Consider the following 16,347-nt stretch of genomic DNA (forward strand, 5'->3'; position numbering starts at 1 on the left):
AAACACCTGTTCGAACTTTTTGAAGGAAAACGAAAATGGCTGATCTCGCAAAGATCGTAGATGACCTGTCCTCGCTGACCGTCCTCGAGGCGGCCGAGCTGTCGAAGCTCCTGGAAGAGAAGTGGGGCGTGTCCGCCGCTGCTCCGGTGGCGGTCGCCGCTGCCGGCGGTGGCGCTGCCGCCGCCGCTCCGGTCGAGGAGAAGACCGAGTTCGACGTCGTTCTGGCTGCCGCCGGCGACAAGAAGATCGAGGTCATCAAGGAAGTGCGCGCCATCACCGGTCTCGGCCTGAAGGAGGCCAAGGACCTCGTCGAGGGCGCTCCGAAGACGGTGAAGGAAGCGGTCAACAAGGCCGACGCCGCCAAGATCAAGGAGCAGCTCGAGAAGGCTGGCGCCAAGGTCGAGCTGAAGTAATCGGGTACCGACGGGCGGTGTCCTCACCGCCCGTCTGCCTCGCCTTGCGGGGCGCTCGTTGGGGGAGAGTGACGGAAACCTCTTTCCTGAGGGCCGGGAGCGGCTTTCAGGAAACAGGTTTCCAGCCGTTTTGGAAGACCGCCGGCTGGCGGAGTTGATTTTGGCCGCTTTCCGGGCGGCCGCGAGTTGCAAGGCGGTTCGGCGGAGCCGCCCCAAGAAGCAAGCCAAGGAGCGACGATGGCCCAGACCCAGACTTTCAATGGCCGCAGACGCGTACGCAAGTTCTTCGGAAAGATCCCCGAAGTCGCGGAAATGCCGAACCTCATCGAGGTGCAGAAGGCATCTTATGACCAGTTCCTGATGGTGGACGAGCCCAAGGGCGGCCGTGCGGACGAAGGCCTGCAGGCTGTTTTCAAGTCGGTCTTCCCGATCTCGGACTTTTCGGGCGCGTCCATGCTGGAGTTCGTCCGGTACGAGTTCGAGGCGCCGAAGTTCGACGTCGACGAATGCCGGCAGCGCGATCTGACTTATGCCGCGCCGCTGAAGGTGACGCTGCGCCTGATCGTGTTCGATATCGACGAGGATACCGGCTCGAAGTCCATCAAGGACATCAAGGAGCAGGACGTTTACATGGGCGACATGCCGCTCATGACGATGAACGGCACCTTCATCGTCAACGGCACCGAGCGCGTCATTGTCTCGCAGATGCACCGCTCGCCGGGCGTCTTCTTCGACCACGACAAGGGCAAGTCGCACTCGTCGGGCAAGTTGCTGTTCGCGGCGCGCGTCATTCCCTATCGCGGCTCGTGGCTCGACATCGAGTTCGACTCGAAGGACGTCGTGCATGCGCGCATCGACCGCCGCCGCAAGATCCCCGTCACCAGCCTGCTGATGGCGCTGGGCATGGACGGCGAGGAGATCCTGTCGACCTTCTACAACAAGATCACCTACAAGAAGTCCAAGGACCACTGGCGCATTCCGTTCTCCGTCGAGCGCTTCAAGGGCCTCAAGGCCGTCAACGATCTGGTTGACGCCGACACCGGCGAAGTGGTCGTGGAGCAGGGCAAGAAGATCACTGCCCGTCAGGCGCGCCAGCTCGCCGACAAGGGCCTGAAGGCGATCAAGGCCACCGAGGACGATCTCTACGGCTCCTATCTCGCCGAGGATATCGTCAACTACGCCACCGGTGAGATCTATCTCGAAGCCGGAGACGAGATCGACGAGAAGACCCTGAAGGTCCTGCTTTCGGCAGGCGAGGAGGAGATTCAGATCCTCGACATCGACCACGTCAACGTGGGCGCCTACATCCGCAACACGCTGGCCGTCGACAAGAACGAGAGCCGCCAGGACGCGCTGTTCGACATCTACCGCGTCATGCGCCCGGGCGAGCCGCCGACGCTTGAGACGGCCGAGGCGATGTTCAACTCGCTGTTCTTCGATGCCGAGCGTTACGACCTGTCGGCTGTCGGCCGCGTCAAGATGAACATGCGTCTGGAACTCGATTGCCCGGATACGGTGCGCGTGCTCCGCAAGGAGGACATCATCGCCGTCGTCAAGACGCTGGTGGAACTGCGCGACGGCAAGGGCGAGATCGACGACATCGACAATCTCGGCAACCGCCGCGTGCGTTCGGTCGGCGAGCTGATGGAGAACCAGTATCGCGTCGGCCTGCTGCGCATGGAGCGCGCCATCAAGGAGCGCATGTCCTCGATCGAGATCGACACGGTCATGCCGCAGGACCTGATCAACGCCAAGCCGGCGGCCGCCGCCGTGCGCGAGTTCTTCGGCTCCTCGCAGCTCTCGCAGTTCATGGACCAGACCAACCCGCTCTCCGAGATCACGCACAAGCGTCGCCTATCGGCGCTCGGACCCGGCGGTCTGACCCGCGAGCGCGCCGGCTTCGAGGTGCGCGACGTGCACCCGACGCACTATGGCCGCATCTGCCCGATCGAGACGCCGGAAGGCCCGAACATCGGTCTTATCAACAGTCTGGCGACGTTTGCTCGCGTCAACAAGTACGGCTTCATCGAGTCTCCGTATCGCAAGATCATCGACGGCAAGCTCACCAACGAGGTGGTCTATCTGTCGGCGATGGAAGAGGCGAAGCACTTCGTCGCGCAGGCGAACGCCGAGCTCGACAAGGAAGGCCGTTTCGTCGACGAATTCGTCATCTGCCGCAACGCCGGCGAGGTGATGATGGCGCCGCGCGAGAACGTCGACCTGATGGACGTGTCGCCGAAGCAGATGGTTTCGGTCGCGGCCGCGCTCATCCCGTTCCTTGAGAACGACGACGCCAACCGCGCGCTGATGGGCTCGAACATGCAGCGTCAGGCCGTGCCGCTGGTGCGCGCCGAAGCGCCGTTCGTCGGCACCGGCATGGAACCGGTCGTCGCCCGCGACTCCGGCGCCGCCATCGGCGCCCGCCGCGGCGGCATCGTCGATCAGGTGGACGCGACGCGTATCGTCATCCGCGCCACGGAAGACCTCGAAGCCGGCAAGTCCGGCGTCGACATCTACCGGCTGATGAAGTTTCAGCGGTCGAACCAGAACACCTGCATCAACCAGCGTCCGCTGGTAAAGATGGGTGATCACGTCAACAAGGGCGACATCATCGCCGACGGTCCCTCGACCGATCTCGGCGATCTGGCGCTCGGCCGCAACGTGCTCGTCGCGTTCATGCCGTGGAACGGCTACAACTACGAGGACTCGATCCTTCTGTCCGAGCGCATCGTCGCGGACGACGTCTTCACCTCGATCCACATCGAGGAGTTCGAGGTCATGGCCCGCGACACCAAGCTCGGGCCTGAGGAGATCACGCGCGACATTCCGAACGTGTCGGAAGAGGCGTTGAAGAACCTCGACGAGGCCGGCATCGTCTATATCGGCGCGGAAGTGCAGCCGGGCGACATCCTGGTCGGCAAGATCACGCCGAAGGGCGAGAGCCCGATGACGCCGGAAGAAAAGCTTCTGCGCGCCATCTTCGGCGAGAAGGCGTCCGATGTCCGCGACACCTCCATGCGCATGCCGCCCGGAACCTTCGGCACGGTCGTCGAGGTGCGCGTCTTCAACCGCCACGGCGTGGAGAAGGACGAGCGCGCCATGGCGATCGAGCGCGAGGAGATCGAGCGTCTCGCCAAGGACCGCGACGACGAGCAGGCCATCCTCGACCGCAACGTCTACAGCCGCCTGAGCGACATGCTCGACGGCGCCGAGGCGATTGCGGGTCCGAAGGGCTTCAAGAAGGGAACCAAGCTCTCCAAGGAGTTGCTGGCGGATTATCCCCGCTCGCAGTGGTGGCAGTTCGCCGTGGAAGTCGAAAAGCTTCAGGGCGAGCTGGAAGCCCTGCGCGGCCAGTATGACGAGTCCAAGAAGGCGCTGGAACAGCGCTTCATGGACAAGGTCGAGAAGGTGCAGCGCGGCGACGAGATGCCTCCTGGCGTCATGAAGATGGTCAAGGTCTTCGTGGCTGTGAAGCGCAAGATGCAGCCGGGCGACAAGATGGCCGGCCGTCACGGCAATAAGGGCGTCGTGTCGCGCATCGTTCCGGTCGAGGACATGCCGTTCCTCGAGGACGGCACGCATGCCGACATCGTGCTCAATCCGTTGGGCGTGCCGTCGCGCATGAATGTCGGCCAGATCCTGGAGACGCACCTAGGCTGGGCGTGCGCGGGCATGGGCCGGAAGATCGGGCAGCTGATCGACGCCTACAAGTCCAGCGGCGACATCAAGCCGTTGCGCCAGACGATCGAGCAGATCATTCCGGACAACGACCGCAACGAGCCGGTCCGCAGGTTCGACGATGACTCCATCGTGCGGCTCGGCGAGCAGATGCGACGTGGCGTTTCGATCGCCACCCCGGTGTTCGACGGCGCGCACGAGGTCAACATCAACGAGATGCTGGAGCAGGCGGGCCTGCATTCCTCCGGCCAGTCGACGCTCTATGACGGGCGCACCGGCGAGCCGTTCGATCGCAAGGTGACGATGGGCTACATATATATGCTCAAGCTGCATCACCTCGTGGACGACAAGATCCACGCCCGTTCGATCGGACCGTACTCGCTCGTCACCCAGCAGCCGCTGGGCGGCAAGGCGCAGTTCGGCGGCCAGCGTTTCGGCGAGATGGAGGTCTGGGCGCTGGAAGCCTACGGCGCGGCCTACACGCTGCAGGAGATGCTGACGGTGAAGTCGGACGACGTGGCCGGCCGCACCAAGGTCTACGAGGCGATCGTCCGCGGCGACGACACGTTCGAAGCCGGCATCCCGGAGAGCTTCAACGTTCTCGTCAAGGAAATGCGGTCGCTCGGGCTCAATGTCGAGCTTGAGAACACCAAGGTCGACGACCAGGCGCAGCAGCGTCTGCCCGACGCCGCGGAATAGCGGCGTATCCTCGCGGCGTATGATGCCGCACCACGAAGCCGGCAGCGCGCCTTCTGCGCGCTGCGCCGGCAACGCGAAGGGCCGCGGCGCCCGTCAGAAATTCAGGGGGTCACGAGGCCCCGAAAGGAGAACGGCATGAACCAAGAGGTCATGAATCTCTTCAATAACCAGGCTCCGGCGCAGGTGTTCGATTCCATTCGCATCTCGCTGGCGAGCCCCGACAAGATCCTGTCCTGGTCGTTCGGCGAGATCAAGAAGCCGGAGACGATCAACTACCGCACGTTCAAGCCCGAGCGTGACGGCCTGTTCTGCGCGCGCATCTTCGGTCCGATCAAGGACTACGAGTGCCTGTGCGGCAAGTACAAGCGCATGAAGTACAAGGGCGTCATCTGCGAGAAATGCGGCGTGGAAGTCACCCTGTCGCGCGTTCGCCGCGAGCGCATGGGCCATATCGAGCTGGCCGCGCCCGTCGCCCATATCTGGTTCCTGAAGTCGCTGCCGTCGCGCATCGGCACGCTGCTCGACATGACGCTCAAGGATATCGAGCGGGTTCTCTATTTCGAGAACTATATCGTCATGGAGAACGGCCTGACCGATCTCAAGCAGCACCAGCTCCTCTCCGAAGAGGAGTACATGCTGGCGGTCGACAATTACGGTGAAGACGCCTTCACCGCCAAGATCGGCGCCGAGGCCATCCAGGAACTGCTGGCCGGCATGGAGCTGGAGAAGATCGCGGGCGAACTGCGTTCGGAACTCGCCTCGACCACGTCGGAGCTGAAGCAGAAGAAGCTGCTGAAGCGCCTGAAGGTCGTCGAAAACTTCATGGAATCCGGCAACCGTCCGGAATGGATGATCCTCAACGTCATCCCGGTCATCCCGCCGGATTTGCGCCCGCTCGTCCCGCTGGACGGCGGCCGCTTCGCCACGTCGGATCTGAACGACCTCTACCGCCGCGTCATCAACCGCAACAATCGCCTGAAGCGGCTGAAGGAGCTGCGCGCCCCCGGCATCATCATCCGCAACGAGATGCGCATGCTGCAGGAGGCTGTCGACGCGCTGTTCGACAACGGTCGCCGCGGCCGCGTTATCACCGGCGCCAACAAGCGCCCGCTGAAGTCGCTCTCCGACATGCTGAAGGGCAAGCAGGGTCGCTTCCGCCAGAATCTGCTCGGCAAGCGCGTCGACTATTCCGGCCGTTCGGTCATCGTGACCGGTCCGGAGCTCAAGCTGCATCAGTGCGGCCTGCCGAAGAAGATGGCGCTGGAGCTGTTCAAGCCGTTCATCTACGCCCGCCTCGACGCCAAGGGTTACTCCTCGACGGTCAAGCAGGCGAAGAAGCTGGTCGAGAAGGAGAAGCCGGAAGTCTGGGATATCCTCGACGAGGTTATCCGCGAGCATCCGGTGCTGCTGAACCGCGCGCCGACGCTGCACCGCCTGGGCATCCAGGCGTTCGAGCCGATCCTGATCGAAGGCAAGGCGATCCAGCTTCATCCGCTGGTCTGCACGGCCTTCAACGCGGATTTCGACGGCGACCAGATGGCCGTGCACGTCCCGCTGTCGCTGGAAGCGCAGCTGGAAGCGCGCGTGCTGATGATGTCGACCAACAACATCCTGCACCCGGCCTCCGGCGCGCCGATCATCGTGCCGTCGCAAGACATGGTGCTCGGCCTCTACTATCTCTCGATCGTCAACGAAAACGAGCCGGGGCAGGGCATGGCGTTCGCCGACATGGGCGAGCTCCAGCACGCGCTGGAGACGAGGGCCGTCACTCTGCACGCCAAGATCAAGGGTCGTTTCCGCACGGTCGACAAGGACGGCAACGTCGTCTCGAAGATCTACGATACGACGCCCGGCCGCATGATTATCGGCGAGCTTCTGCCGAAGAACCACAACGTGCCGTTCGAGACCGCCAACCAGGAGATGACCAAGAAGAACATCTCCAAGATGATCGACACCGTCTACCGCCACTGCGGTCAGAAGGAGACGGTCATCTTCTGCGACCGCATCATGTCGCTCGGTTTCGCCCATGCCTGCCGCGCCGGCATTTCATTCGGCAAGGACGACATGCTGATCCCGGACACCAAGGCGAAGCTGGTGGCGGACACCGAGGCTTTGGCCAAGGAGTACGAGCAGCAGTACAATGACGGCCTGATCACGCAGGGCGAGAAGTACAACAAGGTGGTCGACGCCTGGGCCAAGTGCTCGGAGAAGGTCGCGGACGAGATGATGGGCCGCATCAAGGCGGTTGAATTCAACGACAATGGCCGCCAGAAGCCGATGAATTCGATCTACATGATGAGCCACTCCGGCGCCCGCGGCTCGCCGACGCAGATGCGTCAGCTTGCCGGCATGCGCGGTCTGATGGCCAAGCCGTCGGGCGAGATCATCGAGACGCCGATCATCTCGAACTTCAAGGAAGGCCTGACCGTGCTCGAGTACTTCAACTCGACCCACGGCGCCCGCAAGGGATTGGCCGACACCGCCTTGAAGACGGCGAATTCGGGCTATCTCACGCGCCGTCTCGTCGACGTGGCGCAGGACTGCATCGTCAACGCGGTCGACTGCGGCACCGACAAGGGCCTCACCATGCAGCCGATCGTCGATGCCGGTCAGGTCGTCGCCTCGCTCGGACAGCGCATCCTCGGCCGCACGGCGCTCGAGGACATCAACCATCCCGTCAGCGGCGATCTGCTGGTGAAGGGCGGTAAGCTGATCGATGAGCGTGACGTCGACGTCATCGAGAAGGCCGGCATCCAGTCCGTCCGCATCCGCTCGGCGCTCACCTGCGAGGTTCGGGTCGGTGTCTGCGCGGTCTGCTACGGTCGCGATCTGGCTCGCGGCACGCCCGTCAACCAGGGCGAGGCAGTCGGCGTCATCGCGGCGCAGTCGATCGGCGAGCCGGGCACGCAGCTCACCATGCGTACCTTCCACATGGGCGGCACGGCGCAGGTCGTCGACCAGTCGTTCCTGGAGGCCTCGTATGAGGGCACGGTGCAGATCCGCAACCGCAATGTGGTGCGCAACTCCGACGGCCAGCTGGTCGTCATGGGCCGCAACATGGCGGTGCTGATCCTCGACGAAGCCGGCAAGGAGCGCGCGACGCACCGCGTCACCTACGGTTCGCGCGTCTATGTGGATGACGGCGACAAGGTGAAGCGCGGCCAGCGCATCGCCGAGTGGGACCCGTATACCCGCCCGATCCTCACCGAGATCGAGGGTCGCGTGGCGTTCGAGGATCTGGTCGACGGCATTTCCGTGCAGGAGACGACCGACGAGTCGACCGGCATCACCAAGCGCGAGGTCATCGACTGGCGGTCCACGCCGCGCGGTTCGGACCTCAAGCCGGCTCTCGTCGTGCAGGACGCCAAGGGTAAGGTCGGCAAGCTGTCCAAGGGTGGCGATGCCCGCTTCATGCTCTCGGTCGAGGCCATTCTGTCGGTCGAGCCGGGCGCGCATGTGAAGCCGGGCGACGTGCTGGCGCGTATCCCGATGGAAAGCGCCAAGACCAAGGACATCACCGGCGGTCTGCCGCGTGTGGCCGAGCTGTTCGAGGCCCGTCGTCCGAAGGACCACGCCATCATCGCCGAGATCGACGGCACGGTCCGCTTCGGCCGCGACTACAAGAACAAGCGCCGCATCATCATCGAGCCGCATGACTCGACGCTGGAGCCGGTGGAGTATCTCATTCCGAAGGGCAAACCGTTCCATCTTCAGGACGGCGACGTCATCGAGAAGGGCGACTACATCCTCGACGGCAACCCGGCGCCGCACGACATCCTGGCGATCAAGGGCGTGGAGGCTCTGGCTTCCTACCTCGTCAACGAAATCCAGGAAGTCTACCGGTTGCAGGGCGTGGTCATCAACGACAAGCACATCGAGGTGATCGTTCGCCAGATGCTGCAGAAGGTGGAGATCACGGAGCAGGGCGACTCGGTCTACATCCCGGGCGACCATGTCGATGTGATCGAACTGGACGAGGTCAACGAACGCCTGATCGAGGATGGCAAGAAGCCGGCGGCCGGCCAACCGGTGCTGCTCGGCATCACCAAGGCCTCCCTGCAGACTCCGTCCTTCATCTCGGCGGCCTCCTTCCAGGAGACCACCCGCGTGCTCACCGAGGCGGCGGTCGCCGGCAAGATGGATACGCTGCAGGGCCTCAAGGAAAACGTCATCGTCGGCCGTCTCATCCCGGCCGGCACTGGCGGCCAGATGAGCCAGATCCGTCGCATCGCGACCCATCGCGACGAACTGATCCTCGACGAGCGCCGCAAGGCTTCGGGCGTCGAGATCGCCGATCCGCTGCTGGCGGACATGTCGACCGCCGCGCAGTAAGCACGCCGGTCACTGCGAAACCAAAAGGCCGCCGGATCGCTCCGGCGGCCTTTTTCGTTGCGGATAATGCGGCGCCATCAAGGCACGTCTCCTGGCTTCCTACTTCCTCACGTCACGCAAAGGGTTGAAGGGAGCGCTATTTTCTGCCACCGCGCGAGCGAACGTATCGAGTTCAGCCCAAACCTTCAGCAGCAAATCCCTTATTTCCGGTGTCTCGTGAAATGTCTCGGGACTGCGAAGCGGCCGGTGCTGGTTGGGCGCATGATGATCCATAACCAGCAGGAGACGGTTGCGGGCAATGGCCTCTATCGGACGGCCGCGTCTTTGCAGAGAAAGGAACGTGTTGGCGACCACGATTGCGATAAAGTCTCCAAAATTGCCGAAGAAAAGCTTGTCCAGGAAGATGTGCGGCTTGCTGATGATCTTGATGGGATGGACGATGCCGGGAACATTCGTATCGCGTGCGGTGCTGCCACGACTGAAAAGCATGGCATGCACAAGTTCGTGACAGAACGTCATGTCATCGCTCCAGACGATCATGCGACTGCGCTCGGTAGATTTCGGCCCGGACGGCGGCCCTTCGTAGAGCGGCGACCCCGGCCAAAAGAGGTAAGGTGTGTAGAAGAGATACTCTTCCAGGCCGGACCAGTAGGGCTCGGTCTTCGCAGACTTTCCCGGCCGAACTCTTATCCTGCCCAGAATGTGATCCAGAATGGCGCGAAACACGGAATTTGAATTCATACGGAGAATCACGCTTCTCACGTCAGCGCGATACTGATCGGCTTCCCATTTGACGCCCTCGGGCAGGTTGCCGGGCGCCGGCAATCCTTCGATCTTGAACTTCAGCCAGGGCGAGGGCCTCTCGTCTTTCGCAAGAATCGCATCGATTCCGGTGATCGTCAGCCTGCCGACGATTCCATCGATTTTCAGTCCGGCCCATTCCTGAAAGGCCTTCACCTGGGTGAAGGTCTCGTTGCCGAAGATGCCGTCCGGCAATCCTTCGGCGCCAACGGAGATCGGCAGCTTGTAGCCGAGATCGACCAGACTTTTCTGAACAAGGGCGACGGCGAAGCCTGTCTCGCCGACGAACATGGCAGGGTTGTTGAGGGCGACGGCCTGAAGTCGCGCATTTCCGCACAGGCATTGCGACACGAGCGCCACGGCAACGAACCTTCTACCGGAACGTCAAGCCCGCCGATCATGTAACCCGCCTACTATCCTACGCCGAAACCGGCGGCGGGAGAAGCTTTCGGATTGTCATGCCTGCCGTCGTCTCAGTCGTAAAACGCCTCGACCACGTTCCTCTTGCCCAGCATGAAGGCGTCGGCGACATGCTGCAGCGGGGCGACGTCCACGTCCGAGACACCGGCCCGAACGATCTCGGCAAAGCGCTCATAGAGAGCAGGGTATTCGCGCTCCGGCTGGTCCTGCACCGTCTTGCCGTCGATGGCGAGTTTTGCGCCGCCGCTTGACAGCACCATGCGCCCGGCGTCCGTCTCGGCGACGATGTCCCACGTCTGGGGGCCGGTCTGAAGCCAGTCGATCTCCGCAGCCGCCACCAGCCCGCCCGCGCCTTGAAACGCCATTCGCGCAGCCACCGGCGCGTCGCGGTTTTCGGGAAAGTCGAGCGTCGCTTCTGTGATGTGCAGCGGCGGCAGTATGTGGGTGACGATCGACAGCGCGTTGATGAACGGGTCGAACACGCCGAAGCCGCCGGGTTCCCATATCCAGGCCTGGTACGGATGCCAGCGGCGGACGTCCTCCTTCCAGACGATGGAGGCCGACCTTACGACTGTTCCGGCGAGGAAGGAGCGCGCCGCCTCGACGGCAGGCGCATAGCGGGAATGCCAGCTTGCAAAAAGCGACACACCTTTTGCGTCAGCCAAATGCTTCAGCTCCTCGACCTCGCTGACCGTCGCGCCGGGCGGCTTCTCCAGAAAAACGTGCTTGCCGGCCTGAAGCGCCGCGAGCGCCGGAGCGTAGCGCGCCTGAGGCGGCATGCAGAGCGAAACCGCGTCGAGTTCCGGCATGGCGGCCAGCATCTCCTCGATCGAGGAGAAGTTCGCGATTCCCTCGACCTTCCCGTGGCGGCTCGCCGCCGCGATCAGGTCGAAATCCGCATTGCGCGCGATGGCCGGCAGATGCTGGTCGCGCACGATCTTGCCGATACCGACAAGGCCCAGCCGGATTTTACCTTGCGCCATGCTTCAAAAATCTCCCGATCGAATGCGGAGATTGATAAGAGGGACACGCGCGGCGGGCAAGCGCTGCCCTCGCCAGTGCCGCCGCTCAACTGCTTTCGTCGAAGCCGAGTTCGAATGGGCCGCCATCGAGGAACGTCTCGATGGCCTGCATATGAGACGCCGTCTCGAAGCCTTGTGCGTCCAGCCACTCGTCCGAGTGATAAGTGTTCCCATAGCGTTCGCCGGAATCGCATATCAGCGTGACCACGGAGCCGGAAACGCCGGATGCACGCATCCGCGCGGCGTGCAGGCACATGCCGGCGAAATTCGTGCCGGTCGAGCCGCCGACGCGCCGGCCAAGCCGGCGCGACAGGACCTGCATTGCTGCCAGCGACACGGCATCTGGCACGCGGATCATGTGGTCGATGACGCCGGGAACGAAGGACGGTTCGACGCGCGGCCGTCCTATGCCCTCGATGCGCGTCGGCTTTTCGCAGATGCATGAGGCGTCGCGCCGGGAGAACCCGTCGAAGAAGGCGGAATGTTCGACATCGGGCACGCTGAGCCGCGTGGCGTGGCGGCGATAGCGGACGTAGCGGCCGATCGTGGCCGTCGTTCCTCCAGTGCCGGCGCTCATCACGATCCATTCGGGAACGGGGAAACGCTCGCCGGCCATCTGCTGGAAGATGGATTCGGCGATGTTGTTGTTGCCGCGCCAGTCGGTCGCCCGTTCGGCATGGGTGAACTGGTCCATGAAATAGCCGCCCAGACGATCCGCCAGATCCGTCGACTCGGCATAGATACGGCGGCCGTCATCGATAAAATGGCAGTTTCCGCCATAATGTTCGATGGCCGCGATCTTTTCCCGCGAGGTCGAGCGGGGCATGACGGCGTAGAAGGGTACGCCGATCATGCGCGCGAAATAGGCCTCCGAAACGGCCGTCGATCCTGACGAAGCCTCGACCACCGCCGTTCGCTCATGAATGCGCCCGTTGCAAAGTGCATAAAGAAAGAGTGATCGCGCCAGCCGATGCTTGAGGCTGCCGGTCGGATGTGTGGATTCGTCCTTGAGATAAAGGTCGATACCGGGGAGCGCAGGAATGTCCAGCTTCCATAGATGCGTGTCCGCCGAGCGCCGCTGATCGGCCTCGATCCGCGAAATGGCCTCTTCGACCCACACCCTTGGCGAAGCGGCGACATCCACGGTCGACGCCTCGATCGTCAAAGGCCTTCCTCGAATGTGACGATCGAAACGTCGCCTTCCACCGCGCCCTGATAGGCGGAGGCATGCGGTTCCTCGTCCGGCATGCCCTCCATATCGCCGATCTGGTCGAGTTCGGCTTCCGCGAATCCTTCTTTTGCGAGCGCCTCGAGGGCGCGGCGCACGGCGCTGTCGTCGTCCGGAGCGACGAGCATCACGTGGACGCCTTCCGACTCGCCGCCCTTCTCGCGCCAGGCGCGTCCGGTGATGATGGTGACGGACCGCTGATCGTTGTCGTTCACCGCCGATTCTCTCTTGATATCGTTCGACATCCGGCGACTCTATATGGGTTTGCCGCCGGATGACATTCCCATCCGCAATCCCGCTTGATGGCTCATTACATTATTCCGCCGGATGGATGGCACACGAAACAAAATTGCGCTGCATTCCACACATGGCTGCCAACCGCCCGCGATGCGCGGATTTTGGTGGTTCGGGGTTGACGCTTTCCGACTCTGCGAGTAGAAGCCGCCCGTCTGGACCGATGTGAAGCTTCGGTTTCGGGACGTCTTGTCCTGAAGTTTTGCTTCAAACAGGGTTCGTTCTACGAGCACTAAGACATTTCCGGCGTGCACGAAGCGGCTGACGCTTCCTCTGCTTTTGTTCGGGCGGAACCGCAAGAAGCGGTTTTTGGCCCGAATTTGCGTATGGAAATTCCAGTGCCGAACGAGCCCGCAAGGGCCATCGACACGAGATTGAGATTGAGAAGGAAGGTTTAATGCCTACCGTAAACCAGCTGATCCGCAAGCCGCGCCAGGCGCCGGCGACGCGCAACAAGGTTCCGGCCATGCAGCAGAACCCGCAGAAGCGGGGTGTCTGCACGCGCGTCTACACGACGACGCCGAAGAAGCCGAACTCGGCGCTGCGCAAGGTCGCCAAGATTCGCCTGACGAACGGCTTCGAGGTGATCGGCTACATTCCCGGCGAGGGTCACAACCTTCAGGAGCACTCCGTGGTCATGATCCGCGGCGGCCGCGTGAAGGATCTTCCGGGTGTGCGTTATCACATCATCCGTGGCGTGCTCGACACGCAGGGTGTGAAGAACCGCAAGCAGCGCCGCTCGAAATACGGTGCCAAGCGTCCGAAGTAAGGGCTTTTTCCCGGTTTCGGCGCTTTGTTTTTCTGCGCCGGGCCGTCGATAGCGAGAGACGAGAAGTATGTCCCGACGTCACAGTGCAGAGAAGCGTGAGATCAATCCGGACCCGAAGTTCGGCGATCTCGTCGTCACCAAGTTCATGAACGCCGTCATGTATGACGGCAAGAAGTCGGTCGCCGAGACGATCGTCTATGGCGCGCTCGATCAGGTGCAGGCCAAGACGAAGCAGGAGCCGGTCGCCGTCTTCCATCAGGCGCTCGACAATGTCGCGCCGCACGTAGAAGTGCGCTCGCGCCGCGTCGGTGGTGCGACCTATCAGGTGCCGGTCGACGTTCGTCCGGAGCGCCGTCAGGCTCTCGCCATCCGCTGGCTGATCACGGCCGCCCGCAACCGTAACGAGACGACGATGGTCGATCGCCTGTCGGGTGAACTGATGGACGCTGCGAACAATCGCGGCACCGCCGTCAAGAAGCGTGAAGACACCCACAAGATGGCGGAAGCCAACCGCGCCTTCGCGCATTACCGCTGGTAACGGCGCGAAAGAAGGACTGAGAGGCACCTCCCATGGCCCGCGAATACAAGATCGAAGACTACCGCAATTTCGGTATCATGGCGCATATCGACGCCGGCAAGACGACGACGACCGAGCGCGTGCTCTATTATACCGGCAAGTCGCACAAGATCGGCGAAGTCCACGACGGCGCCGCGACCATGGACTGGATGGAGCAGGAGCAGGAGCGCGGCATCACCATCACCTCGGCCGCCACGACGACCTTCTGGAAGGGTCGCGACGGCAAGACGCGCCGCTTCAACATCATCGATACGCCGGGCCACGTCGACTTCACCATCGAGGTGGAGCGTTCGCTGCGCGTGCTCGACGGCGCCATCGCGCTGCTCGACGCCAACGCCGGTGTCGAGCCGCAGACCGAGACGGTCTGGCGTCAGGCCGACAAGTATCGCGTTCCGCGCATGATCTTCTGCAACAAGATGGACAAGATCGGCGCCGATTTCTACCGCTCGGTGGAGATGGTCGGTTCGCGCCTCGGTGCGCAGGCCGTCGTCATGCAGTTGCCGATCGGTGCCGAGAGCGAATTCAAGGGTGTCGTCGACCTCGTCGAGATGAATGCGCTCGTCTGGCGCGATGAAAGCCTGGGCGCTGCCTGGGATGTCGTCGAGATCCCGGCCGATCTCAAGGAGAAGGCCGAACAGTACCGCGAGAAGCTCATCGAGGCCGCCGTCGAGATGGACGACGACGCGATGAACAACTACCTCGAGGGCAACCTGCCGGACAACGATCAGATCCGCGCGCTGATCCGCAAGGGTACGATCGCGGTGAAGTTCTTCCCGATGTTCTGCGGCTCGGCGTTCAAGAACAAGGGCGTTCAGCCGCTGCTCGACGCGGTGGTCGAATACCTGCCGTCGCCGGTCGACGTGCCCGCCATCAAGGGTGTTGATGCCAAGACCGATCAGGAGATCGAGCGTCACGCCGACGACAACGAGCCGCTGTCGATGCTGGCGTTCAAGATCATGAACGACCCGTTCGTCGGTTCGCTGACCTTCGCGCGCATCTATTCGGGCAAGCTCACCAAGGGCGTTTCGCTCGATAACACCGTGAAGGGCAAGAAGGAGCGCATCGGCCGCATGCTGCAGATGCACGCCAATTCCCGTCAGGACATCGAGGAGGCCTATGCCGGCGACATCGTTGCCCTGGCTGGTCTCAAGGAGACCACGACGGGTGACACGCTGTGCGATCCGCTGAAGCCGGTCATCCTGGAGCGCATGGAGTTCCCGGACCCGGTCATCCAGATCGCCATCGAGCCGAAGACCAAGGGCGACCAGGAGAAGATGGGCCTTGCCCTGCATCGTCTCGCCGCCGAGGACCCGTCCTTCCGCGTCAAGACCGACGAGGAAAGCGGCCAGACCATCATCGCCGGCATGGGCGAGCTGCATCTCGACATCATCGTCGATCGCATGCGTCGCGAGTTCAAGGTGGAGGCCAATGTCGGCGCGCCGCAGGTGGCCTATCGCGAGACGATCACCCGCGCTCACGAGCAGGACTACACCCACAAGAAGCAGACCGGCGGCACCGGCCAGTTCGCCCGCGTCAAGGTTCTGTTCGAGCCGGATGCCGAAGGCGGCGATTTCAAGTTCGAATCGAAGATCGTCGGCGGCGCGGTGCCGAAGGAATACATTCCGGGCGTCGAGAAGGGCATCCAGAGCGTGCTGTCGTCCGGCCCGTTCGCCGGCTTCCCGATGATCGGCGTGAAGGCGACCCTCATCGATGGAGCTTACCACGACGTCGACTCCTCGGTTCTTGCCTTCGAGATCGCGGCGCGCGCCTGCTTCCGCGAGGCGGCTCCGAAGCTCGGCGTGCAGTTGCTCGAGCCGATCATGAAGGTCGAGGTGGTGACGCCGGAAGACTATGTCGGCAACGTCATCGGCGACCTGAACGGCCGCCGTGGCCAGATCCAGGGGCAGGAGTCGCGCGGTGTTGCGGTTGTCGTCAACGCCATGGTGCCGCTGGCCAACATGTTCAAGTACGTCGACAATCTGCGTTCGATGTCGCAGGGCCGCGCCCAGTACACGATGCAGTTCGACCACTATGAGCCGGTTCCGACCGCTGTCGCCCAGGAAGTCCAGAAGAAGTACGCGTGATCGGCACGATCAGCGCATTAACGCAATCGA

10 protein-coding genes are annotated in these 16,347 nt (G+C 62.8%); 6 read left to right on the plus strand and 4 right to left on the minus strand.

Translation table 11 applies throughout. From position 1 onward, the window contains the following. Window positions 1-35: 35 nt before the first annotated feature. From rplL to rpoC, 3 genes are all read left to right on the plus strand, one after another. Window positions 36-413: a 50S ribosomal protein L7/L12 gene (gene rplL, locus M9955_18970; GenBank protein ID MCO5083724.1), complete on the plus strand. Its 378-nt coding sequence runs from the start codon at window positions 36-38 to the stop codon at window positions 411-413. A gap of 237 nt (window positions 414-650) precedes the next feature. Beyond that, window positions 651-4,790, plus strand: coding sequence for a DNA-directed RNA polymerase subunit beta (gene rpoB / locus M9955_18975; protein ID MCO5083725.1), 4,140 nt, complete (start codon window positions 651-653; stop codon window positions 4,788-4,790). A 135-nt stretch (window positions 4,791-4,925) separates the two neighbouring features. After that, entirely contained in the window at window positions 4,926-9,122 is a 4,197-nt protein-coding gene (rpoC, locus tag M9955_18980) for a DNA-directed RNA polymerase subunit beta' (GenBank protein ID MCO5083726.1), read from the plus strand. Window positions 9,123-9,221: 99 nt separating this feature from the next. Here rpoC and M9955_18985 read toward each other — a convergent pair whose 3' ends face one another. The 4 genes from M9955_18985 to M9955_19000 all read right to left on the minus strand — a co-directional run bounded on the left by M9955_18985 (window position 9,222) and on the right by M9955_19000 (window position 12,808). Continuing rightward, window positions 9,222-10,283 (minus strand): peptidoglycan-binding protein, encoded by a 1,062-nt coding sequence (locus tag M9955_18985; protein ID MCO5083727.1) that lies wholly within the window; start codon window positions 10,281-10,283, stop codon window positions 9,222-9,224. Between the two features lie 113 nt (window positions 10,284-10,396). Continuing rightward, a complete protein-coding gene (locus M9955_18990; protein ID MCO5083728.1) occupies window positions 10,397-11,326 on the minus strand; it encodes a Gfo/Idh/MocA family oxidoreductase in 930 nt (309 codons plus the stop codon). 85 nt (window positions 11,327-11,411) lie between these two features. After that, complete coding sequence (locus M9955_18995) at window positions 11,412-12,524, minus strand: PLP-dependent cysteine synthase family protein (GenBank protein ID MCO5083729.1); 1,113 nt, start codon at window positions 12,522-12,524, stop codon at window positions 11,412-11,414. Between the two features lie 2 nt (window positions 12,525-12,526). Beyond that, a complete protein-coding gene (locus M9955_19000; GenBank protein MCO5083730.1) occupies window positions 12,527-12,808 on the minus strand; it encodes a transcriptional regulator in 282 nt (93 codons plus the stop codon). Between the two features lie 476 nt (window positions 12,809-13,284). On the opposite strand from M9955_19000, the gene rpsL reads away from it, so the two are divergent. The 3 genes from rpsL (at window position 13,285) to fusA (ending at window position 16,317) form a co-directional block, all read left to right on the plus strand. Further along, window positions 13,285-13,656 carry a 30S ribosomal protein S12 gene (gene rpsL, locus M9955_19005; protein ID MCO5083731.1) on the plus strand — a complete coding sequence of 124 codons (372 nt, stop codon included), beginning with the start codon at window positions 13,285-13,287 and terminating at the stop codon, window positions 13,654-13,656. A 67-nt stretch (window positions 13,657-13,723) separates the two neighbouring features. Then, window positions 13,724-14,194 carry a 30S ribosomal protein S7 gene (gene rpsG, locus M9955_19010; protein MCO5083732.1) on the plus strand — a complete coding sequence of 157 codons (471 nt, stop codon included), beginning with the start codon at window positions 13,724-13,726 and terminating at the stop codon, window positions 14,192-14,194. A gap of 32 nt (window positions 14,195-14,226) precedes the next feature. Next, window positions 14,227-16,317 carry an elongation factor G gene (fusA, locus tag M9955_19015; GenBank protein MCO5083733.1) on the plus strand — a complete coding sequence of 697 codons (2,091 nt, stop codon included), beginning with the start codon at window positions 14,227-14,229 and terminating at the stop codon, window positions 16,315-16,317. Window positions 16,318-16,347 lie beyond the last annotated feature (30 nt).

It is taken from the genome of Rhizobiaceae bacterium (assembly GCA_023953845.1).
In the GTDB taxonomy this organism is placed as follows: Bacteria; Pseudomonadota; Alphaproteobacteria; order Rhizobiales; family Rhizobiaceae; genus Arvimicrobium.